Annotated in this window: 10 protein-coding genes; all 10 read right to left on the bottom strand. The window is 65.5% G+C overall.

The annotated features are described in order from the left end of the window. Positions 1 to 46 precede the first annotated feature (46 nt). The gene (locus tag GR328_RS18230) at positions 47 to 1,144 is read right to left on the bottom strand and encodes an ABC transporter ATP-binding protein (protein WP_160886271.1); all 1,098 of its coding nucleotides are present in this window, start codon (positions 1,142 to 1,144) and stop codon (positions 47 to 49) included. A 30-nt stretch (positions 1,145 to 1,174) separates the two neighbouring features. Next, positions 1,175 to 2,914 carry an ABC transporter permease gene (locus GR328_RS18225; RefSeq protein ID WP_205790111.1) on the bottom strand — a complete coding sequence of 580 codons (1,740 nt, stop codon included), beginning with the start codon at positions 2,912 to 2,914 and terminating at the stop codon, positions 1,175 to 1,177. 72 nt (positions 2,915 to 2,986) lie between these two features. Then, entirely contained in the window at positions 2,987 to 4,309 is a 1,323-nt protein-coding gene (locus GR328_RS18220; protein WP_160886269.1) for an ABC transporter substrate-binding protein, read from the bottom strand. Positions 4,310 to 4,513: 204 nt separating this feature from the next. After that, on the bottom strand, positions 4,514 to 5,863 hold the full coding sequence (locus GR328_RS18215) for a sigma-54-dependent transcriptional regulator (RefSeq protein ID WP_160886267.1): 1,350 nt from the start codon (positions 5,861 to 5,863) through the stop codon (positions 4,514 to 4,516). Continuing rightward, entirely contained in the window at positions 5,860 to 7,764 is a 1,905-nt protein-coding gene (locus GR328_RS18210) for an ATP-binding protein (protein WP_160886265.1), read from the bottom strand. Before GR328_RS18210 ends, GR328_RS18215 begins: the two co-directional genes overlap by 4 nt. Further along, entirely contained in the window at positions 7,761 to 9,134 is a 1,374-nt protein-coding gene (locus tag GR328_RS18205; RefSeq protein ID WP_160886263.1) for an ABC transporter substrate-binding protein, read from the bottom strand. Before GR328_RS18205 ends, GR328_RS18210 begins: the two co-directional genes overlap by 4 nt. Before the next feature lie 153 nt (positions 9,135 to 9,287). Further along, positions 9,288 to 10,223: a metal ABC transporter permease gene (locus tag GR328_RS18200; RefSeq protein WP_160886261.1), complete on the bottom strand. Its 936-nt coding sequence runs from the start codon at positions 10,221 to 10,223 to the stop codon at positions 9,288 to 9,290. Beyond that, the gene (locus tag GR328_RS18195) at positions 10,223 to 11,443 is read right to left on the bottom strand and encodes a metal ABC transporter permease (protein WP_160886259.1); all 1,221 of its coding nucleotides are present in this window, start codon (positions 11,441 to 11,443) and stop codon (positions 10,223 to 10,225) included. The genes GR328_RS18200 and GR328_RS18195 overlap by 1 nt, the downstream gene beginning before the upstream one ends. A gap of 4 nt (positions 11,444 to 11,447) precedes the next feature. After that, positions 11,448 to 12,263: a metal ABC transporter ATP-binding protein gene (locus GR328_RS18190; protein ID WP_160886257.1), complete on the bottom strand. Its 816-nt coding sequence runs from the start codon at positions 12,261 to 12,263 to the stop codon at positions 11,448 to 11,450. A gap of 10 nt (positions 12,264 to 12,273) precedes the next feature. After that, positions 12,274 to 13,260, bottom strand: a complete 987-nt coding sequence (locus GR328_RS18185; RefSeq protein ID WP_160886255.1) for a metal ABC transporter solute-binding protein, Zn/Mn family — start codon at positions 13,258 to 13,260, stop codon at positions 12,274 to 12,276. Between the last annotated feature and the right edge of the window lie 418 nt (positions 13,261 to 13,678).

The following is a 13,678-nucleotide window of genomic DNA, read 5'->3' as shown; positions in this document are numbered from 1 at the left end:
CCGAAAGAACATGTCATGCGGCTTGCGCCAAGTGCCACATCTCGCCTCAGGAAGCGAGCCAAAGGGCCGAGCGCAGCGAGAGGCCGAGCTCGACGGCGGAGCCCGGCTGGTAGAGGGCCTCGCCCGATTGGAACGGGGTATCGATGGAAACCTCCGCCGCTCCGACCTTCACCCCATAGCGAAGCGTCGAGCCGAGAAACTCGCTGTGTACGATGGTGCCCGGCAGCAGGACATCGTCCGCCCCGCCCTTGCCCAGAGACGCGTGCTGAGGCCTGAACACGAGCTTCGCACCCTCCGACAGGGCGACGTGAGCCGGAATCGGCAGACGTACGCCCCCTTCGATGTCGAAGAAGCGCGCGCCTCCCTCGGACACCACGCGGCCCGGAACGATGTTGGCCGTCCCGAGGAAGTTCGCCACGAAGAGATTGGCGGGTTTCTCGTAAAGCTCCATGGGCGTGCCGACCTGCTGGACAACACCGTCGTTCATCACCGCGATGCGGTCACAGATCGTGTTGGCCTCCTCCTGGTCGTGCGTGACGAAGATCGTCGTCAGCCCGAGCCGCTGCTGGAGATCGCGCAGTTCCCGCCGTACCTGGACGCGCATCTTGGCGTCGAGGTTGGAGAGGGGCTCATCGAGAAGGAGCACCTTCGGCTCGATCGCGATGGTGCGGGCAACGGCGACCCGCTGCTGCTGACCGCCGGAGAGCTGCGAGGGGCGGCGGTCGGCAAGGTGAGCGAGCCCCACGAGCTCGAGGGCAGCAGCCACGCGCCTGTCGATCTCTGCCTTCGGGACCTTCCGCTCCTCGAGGCCGAACGCCACATTGCGCCTCACCGTCATGTGCGGCCACAGGGCATAGGATTGGAACACCATGCCGACATCGCGCTTCCACGGCGGCAGATGCGATACGTTCCGCCCTCCGACCAGCACTTCGCCTCCATCGGCATGGTTGAAGCCTGCGATCAGGCGCAGCAGCGTCGTCTTTCCGCAGCCGGAAGGCCCGAGAAAGGCGAAGAATTCCCCCGGCCTGATATGGAGATTGATGCCCTTGAGGACGTGATTGGCGCCGTAGGACAGGTCGACGTTTCGGATGTCCACGTCGATGGCGTTGGCGCCGGATGATGCGACAGGAAAAGGCTGGTTCATGGATGTCGTTTCCTCAGGCTCGGGACGCGATCAGCGCCCGGCCGCTTTGGCCTTCTGGCTCTTTTCGATGATCAGGTGCGACGCGAAGGTGCACAAGGCGACGAGCAGCACGGCGATGACGCCAAGCGCCGCGCCCGGACCACGCCCCGCGGGAGACTGCATGAAGACGTAGAGGCCATAGGCGAGCGGCGCGTCCGCGTTCGACTGGACGAGCATCAGGGTCGCCGAAAGCTCGACGGCGGCCGTGGCGAAGCTCGTGACGAAACCCGCCAGGATGCCGCCCGCCATGAGCGGCAGGACGATCCGCCGGACCGTGCGCACCTTGGTGGCCCCGAGATTCTCCGCCGCCTCCTCAAGCGAGACCGAGATCTGCTGGAGAGCCGCATAGCAGGCTCTCAGAGCGTACGGCAGGCGCCGGATCGCAAGCGCCAGCACGATCGTGATCCACAGGGTAGCGAGCGGAGTGCCGTCGGGAAGCTGAACGCCGTAGAAGGTCCGCAGATACCCGATACCGAGCACGACACCCGGAATCGCCAGCGCGGCCGTGGCCGCCCAGTCGAGCCACTCCCGTCCGACGAGCCTCGTCCGCAGCACGAGATATGCGATGGCCGTGCCGAGAACGACGTCGATCAATCCGGCAATGGAGGCATAGACGAGCGTGTTCTTCACATAGACGAAGCTCTCGCCGAACACGCGGCCGTAATGAGCCAGCGTATAGGCATCCGGCAGAGGGCTGAAGGACCAGATCGTCGCGAAGGACAGCAGCAGCAATCCGATATGCGGCGCCAGCACCAGGAGGAGAATGAGCAGGACGGCCCCATAGGCGACAGCGCTCTCCCAGGGCCGCATCCGGCGCTTCGACAAGCCGCCGCCGCCGCGCTGCACGGTGGCGTAGTCCTTGCCCCGCATGGCGCGCGCCGAGATCCACATGGCCAGAATGGACATGCAGATGAGCACGACGGAGATCACGTATCCCATCGGATCCGCGATGCCGATGGACGTCACGCGCAGATAGGCCTGCGGCGCGAGCATGTCCTTGACGTTCAGGAGCAGTGGCGTCGCGAGATCGTCGAACACCTTCACGAACACCAGCGAGGCGCCCGCGATATAGCCCGGCATGGCCAGCGGGAAGACAATGCGGCGGAACAGGCGAAAGCCGGAGCTGCCGAGATTCTGCGCCGCCTCCTCCATGGACCGGTCGATATTGCGTAAAGCGGCCGAGAGATTGATCAGAATGAAGGGAAAATAGTGGACGGCCTGAACGAAGATCACCCCGTTCAATCCTTCCATGAACGGGATCCTGAAGCCGAACCAGTCGTTCAGGAGAAGGTTCACGGTGCCGTTGCGGCCGAACAGGAGCAGCATCGCGACCGCGCCGACGAAGGGCGGCATGATCAGCGGCAGAAATCCCAGCGTCTGGATCAGCATGGCGCCTCGGAACTCGAAGCGCGTGGTGATATAGGCGAGCGGCAGGGCGAAGATGGATGCGACGACCACCGACATCGCGGACACATAGACGGAGTTCCAGAAGGAACGGATGAAGAGATCCGTGCGCGCGAAGTCGAGGAAATTGACGAGGGTGAATGCGCCCGTCCCCTTTTCCGTGAAGGCGACGTAGATCACCGTCCCCACGGGAATGACAAGGAACAGGGCCAGAAAGACGGCTATTCCGAGGGCGAGAGCAAGCTGCCCCGGGGAAGCCGATATGGTGAGATGCCTGAGGGACCTGGACGGCGCATGCGCTCGCCCGGCGGTCGTGGCGCCGGCCATGGACGCTCTCCTGAATCCGATAATGGGCTTTAAGGGCGGCTCACCTTCACGAGCCGCCCGACGAGTGTCAGATCAGCGGGCGAGCTTCAGCGCCTGCTCGGACTTGGCAAGGGCCTGCTGATAACGCTCCTTGGCGAAGGCCGCCCATTGCTGCTCGAGCTCGGCTTGGCGTGCGCCCTTCTGCTTGCCGCCGGTAAAGGCACCGGCGATCTCGGGCGATGCGGCCTGCTCCTCCGTGATCGGCATGGCCGCCACCAGATCGCGGGCCTCCTTCACGAGGGCCTTGGCTTCCGCGTTGTCCTTCTTGGCGAGCGCGGCCTCGGCGTCGTGGATGGCCTTCGTCGCGGCCTTGAGCGCATCGAGCTGGAACGTGATGGTCTGATCGTAGAGAACGTCGACGACGTTGGAGCGCTTCTCAGACACGTCCACGTCGAACTTCACGCGCGCGCCGAGGGAGGGATCCTTGAAGGGATTCGGATAATCGGCCGGAGCCTTGGCGTAGACGGCCGGATTGACCGGCAGACGGCGAATGCTCGGCTCGAGCAGCACCTCCTGGCCCGCAGGCGAGACCAGGTAATCGACGAAAGCCTCCGCGCCGGCCTTGTTCGGGGCGTTGGCGACCACGGCGACATTCGCCGGCACGATCGTGGTGACGGTCGGATAGACGAACTTCACCGGGAAGCCCGAAGCCTGCGACGAAAAGGCGAAGAAGTCGATCACGATGCCGAAGCCGACCTGACCGGAATTCACGGCCTCGGGAACGCCGAAGGAGCGCTCCGTGATCTGCCGGAAATTGCCGGACATTTCCTTCAGGGTACGCCAGCCCTTGTCCCAGCCTTCGCCCTGGAGGATCGTCTCGATCGTCAGGTGGGTCGTGCCGGAGCGCGAGGGCGCCGCCATGGCGACGTGGTCGAAATAGACCGGCTTGGCGAGATCCTGCCAGTCCTTCGGCTCGGGCAGATCGTTCGCCTTGGCGTAACGGTCATTCCACATGATGCCGTAGCCCGATGCCGCGAAACCCGAGTAGAAGCCCTGCGGATCGTTGATCGGATAGGAGCCGATCTTTTCCGGAATGCCCTCGGCCTTCGGCTTGTACTGCTGCAGCAGGCCCTTGCCCTTGAGAACCTCGAATGCGTCCGGAGCCGAAGCCCAGAAGACATCGATCTGATTGTTGGCCTTCGTCTCTTCGACGAACTTCACGCCGGCGTTGGTGTTCCGGTTCTGCACGTCCAGGGTGACGCCCGGATGAGCCTTCTCGAAGGCCTGCTTGAAGGGATCGGTCACGTCCTTCGAGAACGAGGTCACGACGGTGACCTTACCGGACTGGGCGAAGGCTGCTCCCGTGAACAGGGCAGCACCGATCAGGGCCGCCGCGGCGGCAGAGTGGCGTAGCATCAGTTTCCTCCAACATGATGGCTCTATGGTTGGGTCCGCCCGAAGGCGTCCAGCCACCATTCATGCAATGGCCGTGCCAACCCCACTCCGGGCGATCGTCCGCTGCCGCGATACGGGCGAAACCGGAACGACGACGGCTCAGGCGCCTGAACGAGGGAAAGAAGGGTAACGGATCAGAGTGACCGATGGGTCAGCGCGGTAACATCAGCCGTCGGCGCCGTCGGCGCGGCCGAGATCGTATTTCTTCATCTTCAGGTAAAGCGTCTTTCTGGTGATCCCGAGCGCCTCGGCGGTGGCGCCGACGCGTCCGCCCATGAGGGCGAGGGTTTCCTCGATCACGCACCGCTCAGCCGCCTCCATCCGCTGTTCCAGGGTGAGAACGCCCTTGGGGCTCTGCTCCGTCTGTTGCGGATCGTCGTCATCCAGGCCGAGGAGATAGCGTTCGGCCGCGTTGCGCAGCTCGCGCACGTTACCGGGCCAGTCCTGCTGCCGAAGCTTTTCCTGGAAGGACGGGTCCAGCGCAGGCACCGCCCTCGCCTGGCGCGCGGCGGCGAGATTGAGGAAGTGGTTGAAGAGCACGGGCACGTCGTCCCGACGCTCGCGAAGGGGCGGCAGACGGATGGTGACGACGTTCAGCCGGTAGACCAGATCCTCGCGGAATGCGCCCTTGGCCGCGCGCTCGGTCAGGTCGGCCTTGGTGGCGGCAATGACGCGGATATCGACGGGAACTTCCTTGTTCGATCCGAGGCGCACGATGGTCCTCTCCTGAAGCACGCGCAGCAGCCGGATCTGCGCCGCCATGGGCATGGACTCGATTTCATCCAGGAAGAGCGTGCCGCCGCTCGCATGCTCGATCTTCCCGATCCGCCGTTCACGGGCGCCGGTGAAGGCGCCCGGCTCATGGCCGAACAACTCGCTCTCGATGATGGTCTCCGGCATCGCGCCGCAATTGACGGCCACGAACCTTCCCTTCCGCCTCAGCCCGAAATCATGAAGGGCACGTGCGGCGACCTCCTTGCCGGTGCCGGTCTCGCCGTGAAGCAGCACGTCGGCCTCGGCCTCGGCGAGCGTCCTCAGGGTTCGCCGCAGCCGTTCTATGGCCGCGGAGCGGCCGATCAGACGGCCGGAGAAGGGATCCTGATCGACCGACCCCGCCTTGAGGGCCCGGTTCTCGAGGATGAGGCTGCGATGCGCGACGGCTCGCCGCGCCGTTTCGACGAGCCTGATCGGATCCGCCGGTTTCTCGATGAAATCCCAGGCTCCCGCCCGGACCGCCTTGATCGCCATCGGCACGTCGCCATGCCCCGTCACGAGGATGACCGGAATCTCGGGATCGACCGCGCGGACGGCCTCGAGCAGCCCGAAACCGTCCAAATCCGGCATTCGCACGTCGCTCACGACGACGACCGGAAGATCGGGCGAGAGCCTGTCGAGGCCCGCCTTGGCGGAGCTGACCGCGGCGACTCCGAATCCGTCGAGCTCCAGCGTCTGCCGGTATGCGTCACGCACTTCCGGATCGTCGTCGACCAGAACGATCTTCGGCTCGGCGCTCATGCCTGCCCCGCCGCCAGATCGATCACGAAGGTTGTCCCCACGGGCCCGGTATTCGCCAACATCAAGTCTCCCCCGAAATCCTTGACGATGTTGTAGGACATCGAGAGGCCGAGTCCGAGCCCTAATCCCGCGGGCTTCGTGGTGAAGAAGGGATCGAAGACGGCCTCGCGGTGCTTCTCGTCGATGCCGGAACCGTTGTCGGTCACGGCAAGGCGAACCCGGTCGCCCCTGATTTCGGCGCGGATTTCGATCCGCCGGTCGCTTTGTCCGGCGAGTTCGTCGAGCGCGTTCGCGATCAAATTGACGATCACCTGCTCCAGCCGGACCTCCTCGGCTCGAACGGTCACGGAAGAACCGGGGAAGTCGATCCTCACGTCGACATTCTCCTCGTCGAGACGCTGTTCGAACAGGCTCAAAGCTCCCTCCACGACATCGCGCAGGTCCACCGCGTCGAGAGTGGCCGCCGGACGGCGTGCGAAGCGTTTGAGGTGTTTGATCAGCTCCGCCATCCGGGCGGTCAGGCCCTGAATCCGGTCCAGACTCGCCCTCGCCTCCTCCATGCGGCCGCGGTCGAGCAGAACGGCGCTATTATGGGCGTGCGAGCGGATCGCCGCGAGCGGCTGATTGAGTTCGTGGCTGATGCCCGCGGCCATCTGCCCGAGGGCAGCGAGCTTGGCGGCCTGGACGAGATCGTCCCGGGTCTGGCGGAACACCGCGAGCGCTCTGGCGAGATCACCCAGTTCGTCGTCCGTGGGAGGAGGCAGGACCGGCATCGTCGGACCGGTTGCAATCGTCGTCGCGGCGAGCGTCAACCCCTGAAGCCGCGCCACGAGGCTGCGGCGGACGTAGAACCAGCCGACCACGACGGTGATCGCCAGGGATGCGACTGCGATCGCCAGGAGAAGATTCCGCCCGACGACGATCGCATCCGCGGAGCGCTCCGCCGCCCGGCGTGCGATCGCCTCCGTGCGGCTGACCTCCTGGGAGACGAGCGTGCCGAGCTGGGTGACGAGCCGCCTGTTCTGGGCAAGGAGCGCCTGCGCGTCGGCGATCGCTTCGAGCTCGGCCTGCTTCACGGCGGCAAGACCGGCCTTCGGATCGGAGAGGGCCAACAGACGCGCGGCGATCTGGCTGATCGTGATCGTATCGGTCCAGCTGGCGAGGGCCTTGGTTTCCACCTCGAGCTGGTCCGCCATCTCGCCCAGGAAGTTGCTCGTATCCCGGAGATCCTCGATCGTGGGGACTGTTCCGAGCCGCCCCAGCAGGCCAACGATGAGGTTCGCGTGGGCGTTGATGGTGAGCAGGGCCTCGCTCTTGCGGCTCTCTTCCCGCAAGGTCCTTCGTCCGGCCTCCGCCGCCTCCCCCGGCGCGACCCTGCCGATGGCCGATTCGATGTTGAAGCGGGCGTCGTCGATCAGCGGCTCGACCTCCTCGATGAGGTCGGCCTGCAGCCATCGCAGCTCCTCGCTGATCTCCCGCGAGCGCTCATGCAGGGGAAAGCGCCTTTCCGCAACCTGATCGATGGCCCTCAGATTGGCCTCGATGCCGTCAGTCACGACGAGAAGCTCCGGCGACAGCGAGTGCTCGTCATTGCGCTCTTTGAGGACGAGGCGGAGAACAGACAGACGCTCGACGAGCGTTCCGCGAATGCGATCGTAGGCCTCGCGCCTCTCGGCGACCGCCAGATCAGGCGTGCTTGCGATCACGCCCGCCCCCGCTTCCGCGAGGCGCGCCGAGAACGCCAGGGCCGGCAGATGAGCCGTCGCGACGGAGTTCAGCTCCTCGCTGAGCCGGGCATAGGAGAGCCATCCGACGATGCATGCGCCGACCGCAAGCCCGCCGACGCCGAGGAACGCGGCAATGAGGCGCCCCCCGATTCCCAATCTCCTTCCCCGGATCATGGACGCCCGACCTTCGAGGCGTGGGGGCCCCGATCGGGCGTTGACCGTCCCAGTCTCGCGGCCGCATCCGCCAGAGCCTGCGCAGCACGCCGCATGTTCTCATCGATCTGCGCCTTGATGCGGGCCTCGAGACGGGCTTGCGGCTCGGGAGTGGGAAGCCCTCGCCGCACGCGAACCAAGCCTTTCCAGCGCTCGAGCTCCATGGCCTCCGCGCCGCTCAGGGGCGACCTGGTCAGCGCGTTCCGCGCATCGCTGACCAGTTTCGCAGCATCCGCCTCGGAGTGCCGGGACAGAGCCGCCTCCAGCTCCTGAACGGATCGCCACAGCCGTCCCAGCTCCGACCTGCGGAACGTGATCATTTCATCGAAGATGATGTTGACCAGTTCGTACCGTGCCGCCGATAGGCTCGCGTCGAACCGGCCCCTTGTGAAAAGCCCGTCACGCTCGAAGGGGCTGCCCTCTGCGGCCTCGCCGGCCGGGTACACGGTGGGGGAAATCGGCAGGCGGGCAACCGCGGGATCGAGAAGAATGGCCTGCCCCTCGGGCGACAGCACGAAATCGACGAATCGCTCGGCCCCCTCCCGGTTGCCGGCATCGGCCAGAATCGCGATGCTCGCGGGCACGAACAGCGTCTCGTCGGGAAGGGAAAACCGCGTCGATCCCTTCGGAACGCCTTCCGGATTCGCGAGAAAGTCGATCGTCGGGCCGATCCCGAAGCGCCCGCGGGCGACTCCCGCCGAGACGCCGAAGCTCCTGGCCGTCACCGTGGCGAGATTGCCGCCGATCTCCGACCAGATCCCCCACCCCCGGTCCCAGCCATAGACCTGCAGGATGGCCTCGACCATGAGGTGCATCGTGCCCGACCGCGACGGCGAGCTGATGCCGACATGCCCCGCATAGATCGGTGCCGCCAGATCGCTCCACGCCCTCGGCACGGGCAGCCCCCTCTCCTCGAGGTAGCGTGGATTGTAGACGAAGCCGTAGCCGGAGAGCGCGAAACCGAGATAGGTGAGATCCGGATCGTTCACCGGATACCCGGCAATGAGGGATGGCGCACCGGTCGGGCGGGGCTTCAAGGGGGCCAGCTGGCCGGCGCGCTTGAGGATCTCGAAAGCATCCGGCGCCGATGCCCAGAAGATGTCGGGCCCTCTTTCTCCCATGACACTTGCCACCGCCGCCGTCGTCTTGCGCTGCACGAACTCGACGGGGATGCCGGGATAGCGCTTTTCGAACGCGTCCTGAAACGGCTTGAAGAAATGAGGCGGAAACGACGTGAGGACACGGACCGGACGCACTTTCCCGCTTGCACCGGCAGCTCCCGCCGAGAGAGCCAGCAAAGCCATGAGGTGGATGAAGACAATACGAAACATCGATCAAGAGGCGCCCCGGAACCAAGCCGCATCATAGGCCTGAGACCGGTCGGGCGATCAAGTACCGCTTGAGCGACGTTGGGAGTGATGACGTGCCTCGTTCGGCGACACACCCAACGTCGAAGCTTCAACGTGTGTCGCCTGCCTGTCCGATCATGTCTGCTCCGGTTCCGGCGGGACCCCGACGCGGGATCGGTGCGGCGCGAACAGGCACGCAGATCCCAGGATCATGCCCGAGACCGTCGCGATCATCCCGGCGGCGCTCACGGCGTCATTGCCGCCGAACCAGAGGGGGCCGTAGCCGGCAAATACATAGCCCAGAACCGCCGAGACCGCTGCAAAGGCGATGCTCCATGCGACCTGCACCTCCAGCCGGTTGGTCATCAGCCGCGCCGCGGCAGGCGGGCAGATGAACATCGCGATCACGATGATCGACCCGACCGCATCGAAGGCGGCCACCGCCGCCAACGCGGCCGTCACCACGAGGCCAAGGCTCAAGGCCCCCGTCGGAATTCCGAGCGTCTTGGCGAAGCCCTCATCGAACGTGGAGAGCTTGAGCGGGCGCCAGAACACGGCCGTCAGGACGGCAATGAGCAGAGTCACCACGGCCATGCGTCCGAGTTCCGGCGGCAGATCGGCGAGCGCCTGCGGATCGAGGAGCGACCCCCATCCGTCCGCTGAGAGCCAGATCAGGCTCTCGAGATTGCCGTAGAGCGCGTGCTCCACGTCGAGATGCACACTGCTCGTATCGCTCTGCTCCAGCAGAAGCACCCCCGCCGCGAACAGGGACGTGAACGTCACACCCATCGCCGCCCCCGGCTCGATCCGTCCGAGCCGCCTGATCGCCTCGATCAGCACCACGGCCACGACCGCCGCTCCCGCTGCGCCGAGCATCATCGGCCAGGTGGAGATCGTGCCGGTGATCAGAAAGGCAACGACGATTCCGGGCAGGACGACGTGGCTGATCGCATCGCCGATCAGCGCCTGCCGTCGCAGGATCAGGAAATTGCCCGGCAGCGCACAGGCAACGGCGGCGAGAATGCCGATCGCCAGCGGCGTCAGGCTGAGTTGAACGAACTCGGCACCCATCAGGCCGCTCCTTCCGCCGGCACAGGCCTGCCGATCCGGCGATCGATCTCCGCAATCTCGTCCCTTGTCAGCACGGCCTCGATCGGCGTCAGTCCATCATAGCGGCCGGACACGGCCTCATTCTGGTGGATCTGACGCACGATCTCCCAGCGTCGTTCATCCCGAAGCACCTTGGCGCTCTGTGCGCGGCCTGCCTCAGTAGCGACGCCGTCATTGCGGATCAGGCCGGCCCGTCGCAGCACGGCAAGGGTCAGCGGATCAAGGATCGGCTCGCCGCGGGCCAGCGCCAGCAGACCCTGACGACGATGCACCCGGACCTGGAAGCGCCGGTGGCGGAGGATCGAGGCCAGCACGCCTCTGTTGGGCGCGAGCAGGAGCGAGGCGATGAAGAGGCCAAAGCAGACGAGCACGATGATCGGTCCGGTCGGCAGGTCCGGCGCGGAGGCGGAAATGGCCGCCCCGGCATAGCCGGAGGCACCGCCAACGAGCCCCGCGATACCCAGGAGCCGTTCGGTCCGGTCGGTCCAGAATCGGGCGGTCACGGAGGGGATGATGAGCATGGCGACGATCAGGATGAGGCCGACGATCTTCAAACCGATCACCGTGACGGCCAGGACGAGACCCATCATCGCCAGATCAACCGTTCGTACGGAAACGCCGGACGCCGCCGCAAACTCCGGATCGAAGGCCACCAGCGTCATCGGCCGGCGCAGCAGGACGAGGGCGGCGATGGTGCAGGCCCCCCCGACCGCGATGATGAGGGCATCCTCAAACACCATGCCCGCGGTCGAGCCGAGCAGAAACCCCTCAAGCCCCGCCTGTTTGCCGCGAGACATGGTCTGGATGATCGTCAGGAGCACGATCCCGAAGCCGAAGAACACCGACAGCACCGCGCCGATGGCGGCATCCTCGGCCAGGCGCGTCCGGCGGGTGATCCATTCGACGGCGAGCAGGCCGATGCCGGCCGAGAGCGCGGAGCCGAGAAGCAGCCCCAGGAGATTCCGGCCATCCGCCCCCAAGGTCACCATAACCATGAACGCGATCCCGACGCCTGGCAGCGTGGCATGCGCGACGGCATCGCTGACGAGCGCCCGCTTGCGCAGAAACATGAAGGCGCCGCCACTTCCGGCGGCGAACCCGAGCAGCGCCGCTCCGACGGCGACCAGCGCGGCGTTGTAGCCGGACTGCAGCAGGAGGGCGCTCGTGAAGGGCTTCAGCATCGCCTCAGGCCACCGGCAGCATGAGTTGATCGATATGCGTCGTCGCCAGGCGCCCCCCGTAGGTGGCCTGCAGGTTCTCGGCCGTGAAGGTCGTCGCCACCGGTCCTTCGGCGATCTTGCGCACGTTGATGAGCAGCACATGGTCGAAATAATCCACGACCGTCGCCAGGTCGTGGTGGACGCAGACCACGGTGCGCTTCTCCGCCTTCAGCGACTTGAGCACGTCGATGATGGCCTTTTCGGTTGCCGCATCGACGCCGGCGAAAGGCTCGTCGAGCAGGTAGAGATCGGCATTCTGGGCCAATGCGCGGGCGAGGAACACGCGCTGCTGCTGCCCGCCCGAGAGCTGGCCGATCTGACGCCCGGCGAAATCGGCCATGCCGACCCGCTCAAGGCAGGCGAGCGCCTTTTCGCGATGGTGCCGCCGGACCAGATGCAGGAGACCGAGCTCGCGGTAGAGCCCCATGAGAACCACGTCGATCACCCGCGTTGGGAAGTCCCAATCGACGCTGGCCCGCTGAGGCACATAGGCAATGCGGTGCCGGGCCCTGGCGAGAGGCGCGCCGAAGACGGCGACGGTCCCGGACAGCGCCGGGACAACGCCGAGAACCGCCTTGAGGAGCGTCGACTTGCCTGCGCCGTTCGGACCGATGATGGCTGCCATGCTCCCGGGCGGCACGGTCGCATCGATGGAGAACACGGCTGGCTTCTCGCCATAGGACACGGTCATTCCCTGAATGGCGAGCGGATTGTCTGTGGAGGCGGCCGGATGCAAGGCCCGGCCGTCGCTTGCAGCAAGTTGCACAGCGGCTGGCGTCATCGGGTCCTCCTCAGCGCCTGGCCGTAAGCGCGCCGCGCATGCCACGCTCCGGAGCTTCGCCACCGAGCGCCCGTGCGATGGTGGTGGCATTGTGGTCGATCATGCCGAGATAGGTGCCTTCGTAGGTGCCCTGCTCTCCCATGGCATCGGAGAAGAGCTCTCCACCGATGGTCACGGTATGACCTTTGGCGGCGGCCCCCTCAATCAGGGCACGGATGTTGCGGTCAGAGACGGAGGACTCGACGAAGACGGCGCGGATCCTGCGCGAGACCAGCATCTCCACCAGTTCTGAAACCCGATTCAGCCCCGCCTCGCTCTCCGTGGAGATGCCCTGAATCCCGAGCACCTCGAATCCATAGGCCACGCCGAAATAGTTGAAGGCGTCATGAGCCGTGAGAAGGACGCGGCTCTCTGCCGGAATCGTGGAGAGAATCCTGGTCGTGTAATCGGCGAGTTCCGTGAGATCCTTCAGGTGTGCCGCCGCGTTGGTCTCGAACGTGGCCTTCGCCTCCGGTCTGGCGGTGATCAGCGCGTCGCGAACGGCGCTCACCACATGCGACCACAGATTCGGGTTCATCCAGACGTGAGGGTCGAACTTGTCGGCATAATCGTCATGGGCGAGCAGCATATTCCTTGGCAGCGCCTCCGCCACGGCGACGACCTTCCGCCTCTTGGCGAGGTCATGCATGAAGCCCTCCATCTGGGCCTCCAGATAGAGGCCGTGCCAGAGGACGAGATCAGCCTGGGTCATGGCCACGATGTCGGTGCGCGTCTGGCGGTAGGCATGGGGATCGACGCCAGGTCCCATTAGCGCCTTCACTTCGACAAGGTCGCCCCCGATCTGGCGAGCCGCGTCGGCGATCATGCCAGTCGTAGCGACGACTTTGAGCGAGCCGCTCTGTGCGATGGCCGAGCCGGGTCCCATGAGGCCCACAAAGGCGGCGAGCACCGCGGCCAAGCCCAGAAAACGGCGCTTCGACGGAGGTGTTCGGAACATTCTGTTGCTCTCCAGCTGGTGAATCGCGAGGGGCGGCGTCGGCGTCGTGACTAAGGGATGCTATTGCAAATGATTTGCAAGAGTCAATGCAACTGAGAATGATTTGCAATTTCTCTCGAGCGAACGCAGGGCGGCCGGCTCATGTTCCCGCCCCGGGTGTGGGGAGCAGAAGGTGAGGAGCTCAATGGTACCTTGATGCGCTGGAACGGATCGCCCGGCGGCGTGCAGGGCTTCTAAGCCGCTGGAGACCGACGAGGCCTTGGGGTTTTCCCCTTCGGCAGGATCTTGGCTCATGCACCTTGCTCCTGGGCCCGCTCGCGCATGGCGTTCCTGTCGCAGGCCTCACCGGCTAGCAGGGTCGCGGCTCCGCCTGAGCCGTCCGGTGGGTTGGCACGCATGAATGGTCGATCATGATGGG

The sequence above is a fragment of the Microvirga makkahensis genome (assembly GCF_009830105.1).
Classification (GTDB): domain Bacteria; phylum Pseudomonadota; class Alphaproteobacteria; order Rhizobiales; family Beijerinckiaceae; genus Microvirga; species Microvirga makkahensis.
Note: the sequence above shows the minus strand (reverse complement) of the source record. Positions and strands in the feature narration are given on the sequence as shown.

Bases quoted from the DNA above. Each gene is read 5' to 3' on its own strand.
- GR328_RS18210 (WP_160886265.1), bottom strand. From the start codon at position 7,764: ATGATCCGGGGAAGGAGATTGGGAATCGGGGGGCGCCTCATTGCCGCG.
- GR328_RS18225 (WP_205790111.1), bottom strand. From the start codon at position 2,914: ATGGCCGGCGCCACGACCGCCGGGCGAGCGCATGCGCCGTCCAGGTCC.
- GR328_RS18220 (WP_160886269.1), bottom strand. From the start codon at position 4,309: ATGCTACGCCACTCTGCCGCCGCGGCGGCCCTGATCGGTGCTGCCCTG.
- GR328_RS18185 (WP_160886255.1), bottom strand. From the start codon at position 13,260: ATGTTCCGAACACCTCCGTCGAAGCGCCGTTTTCTGGGCTTGGCCGCG.
- GR328_RS18200 (WP_160886261.1), bottom strand. From the start codon at position 10,223: ATGGGTGCCGAGTTCGTTCAACTCAGCCTGACGCCGCTGGCGATCGGC.
- GR328_RS18230 (WP_160886271.1), bottom strand. From the start codon at position 1,144: ATGAACCAGCCTTTTCCTGTCGCATCATCCGGCGCCAACGCCATCGAC.
- GR328_RS18205 (WP_160886263.1), bottom strand. From the start codon at position 9,134: ATGTTTCGTATTGTCTTCATCCACCTCATGGCTTTGCTGGCTCTCTCG.
- GR328_RS18195 (WP_160886259.1), bottom strand. From the start codon at position 11,443: ATGCTGAAGCCCTTCACGAGCGCCCTCCTGCTGCAGTCCGGCTACAAC.
- GR328_RS18215 (WP_160886267.1), bottom strand. From the start codon at position 5,863: ATGAGCGCCGAGCCGAAGATCGTTCTGGTCGACGACGATCCGGAAGTG.
- GR328_RS18190 (WP_160886257.1), bottom strand. From the start codon at position 12,263: ATGACGCCAGCCGCTGTGCAACTTGCTGCAAGCGACGGCCGGGCCTTG.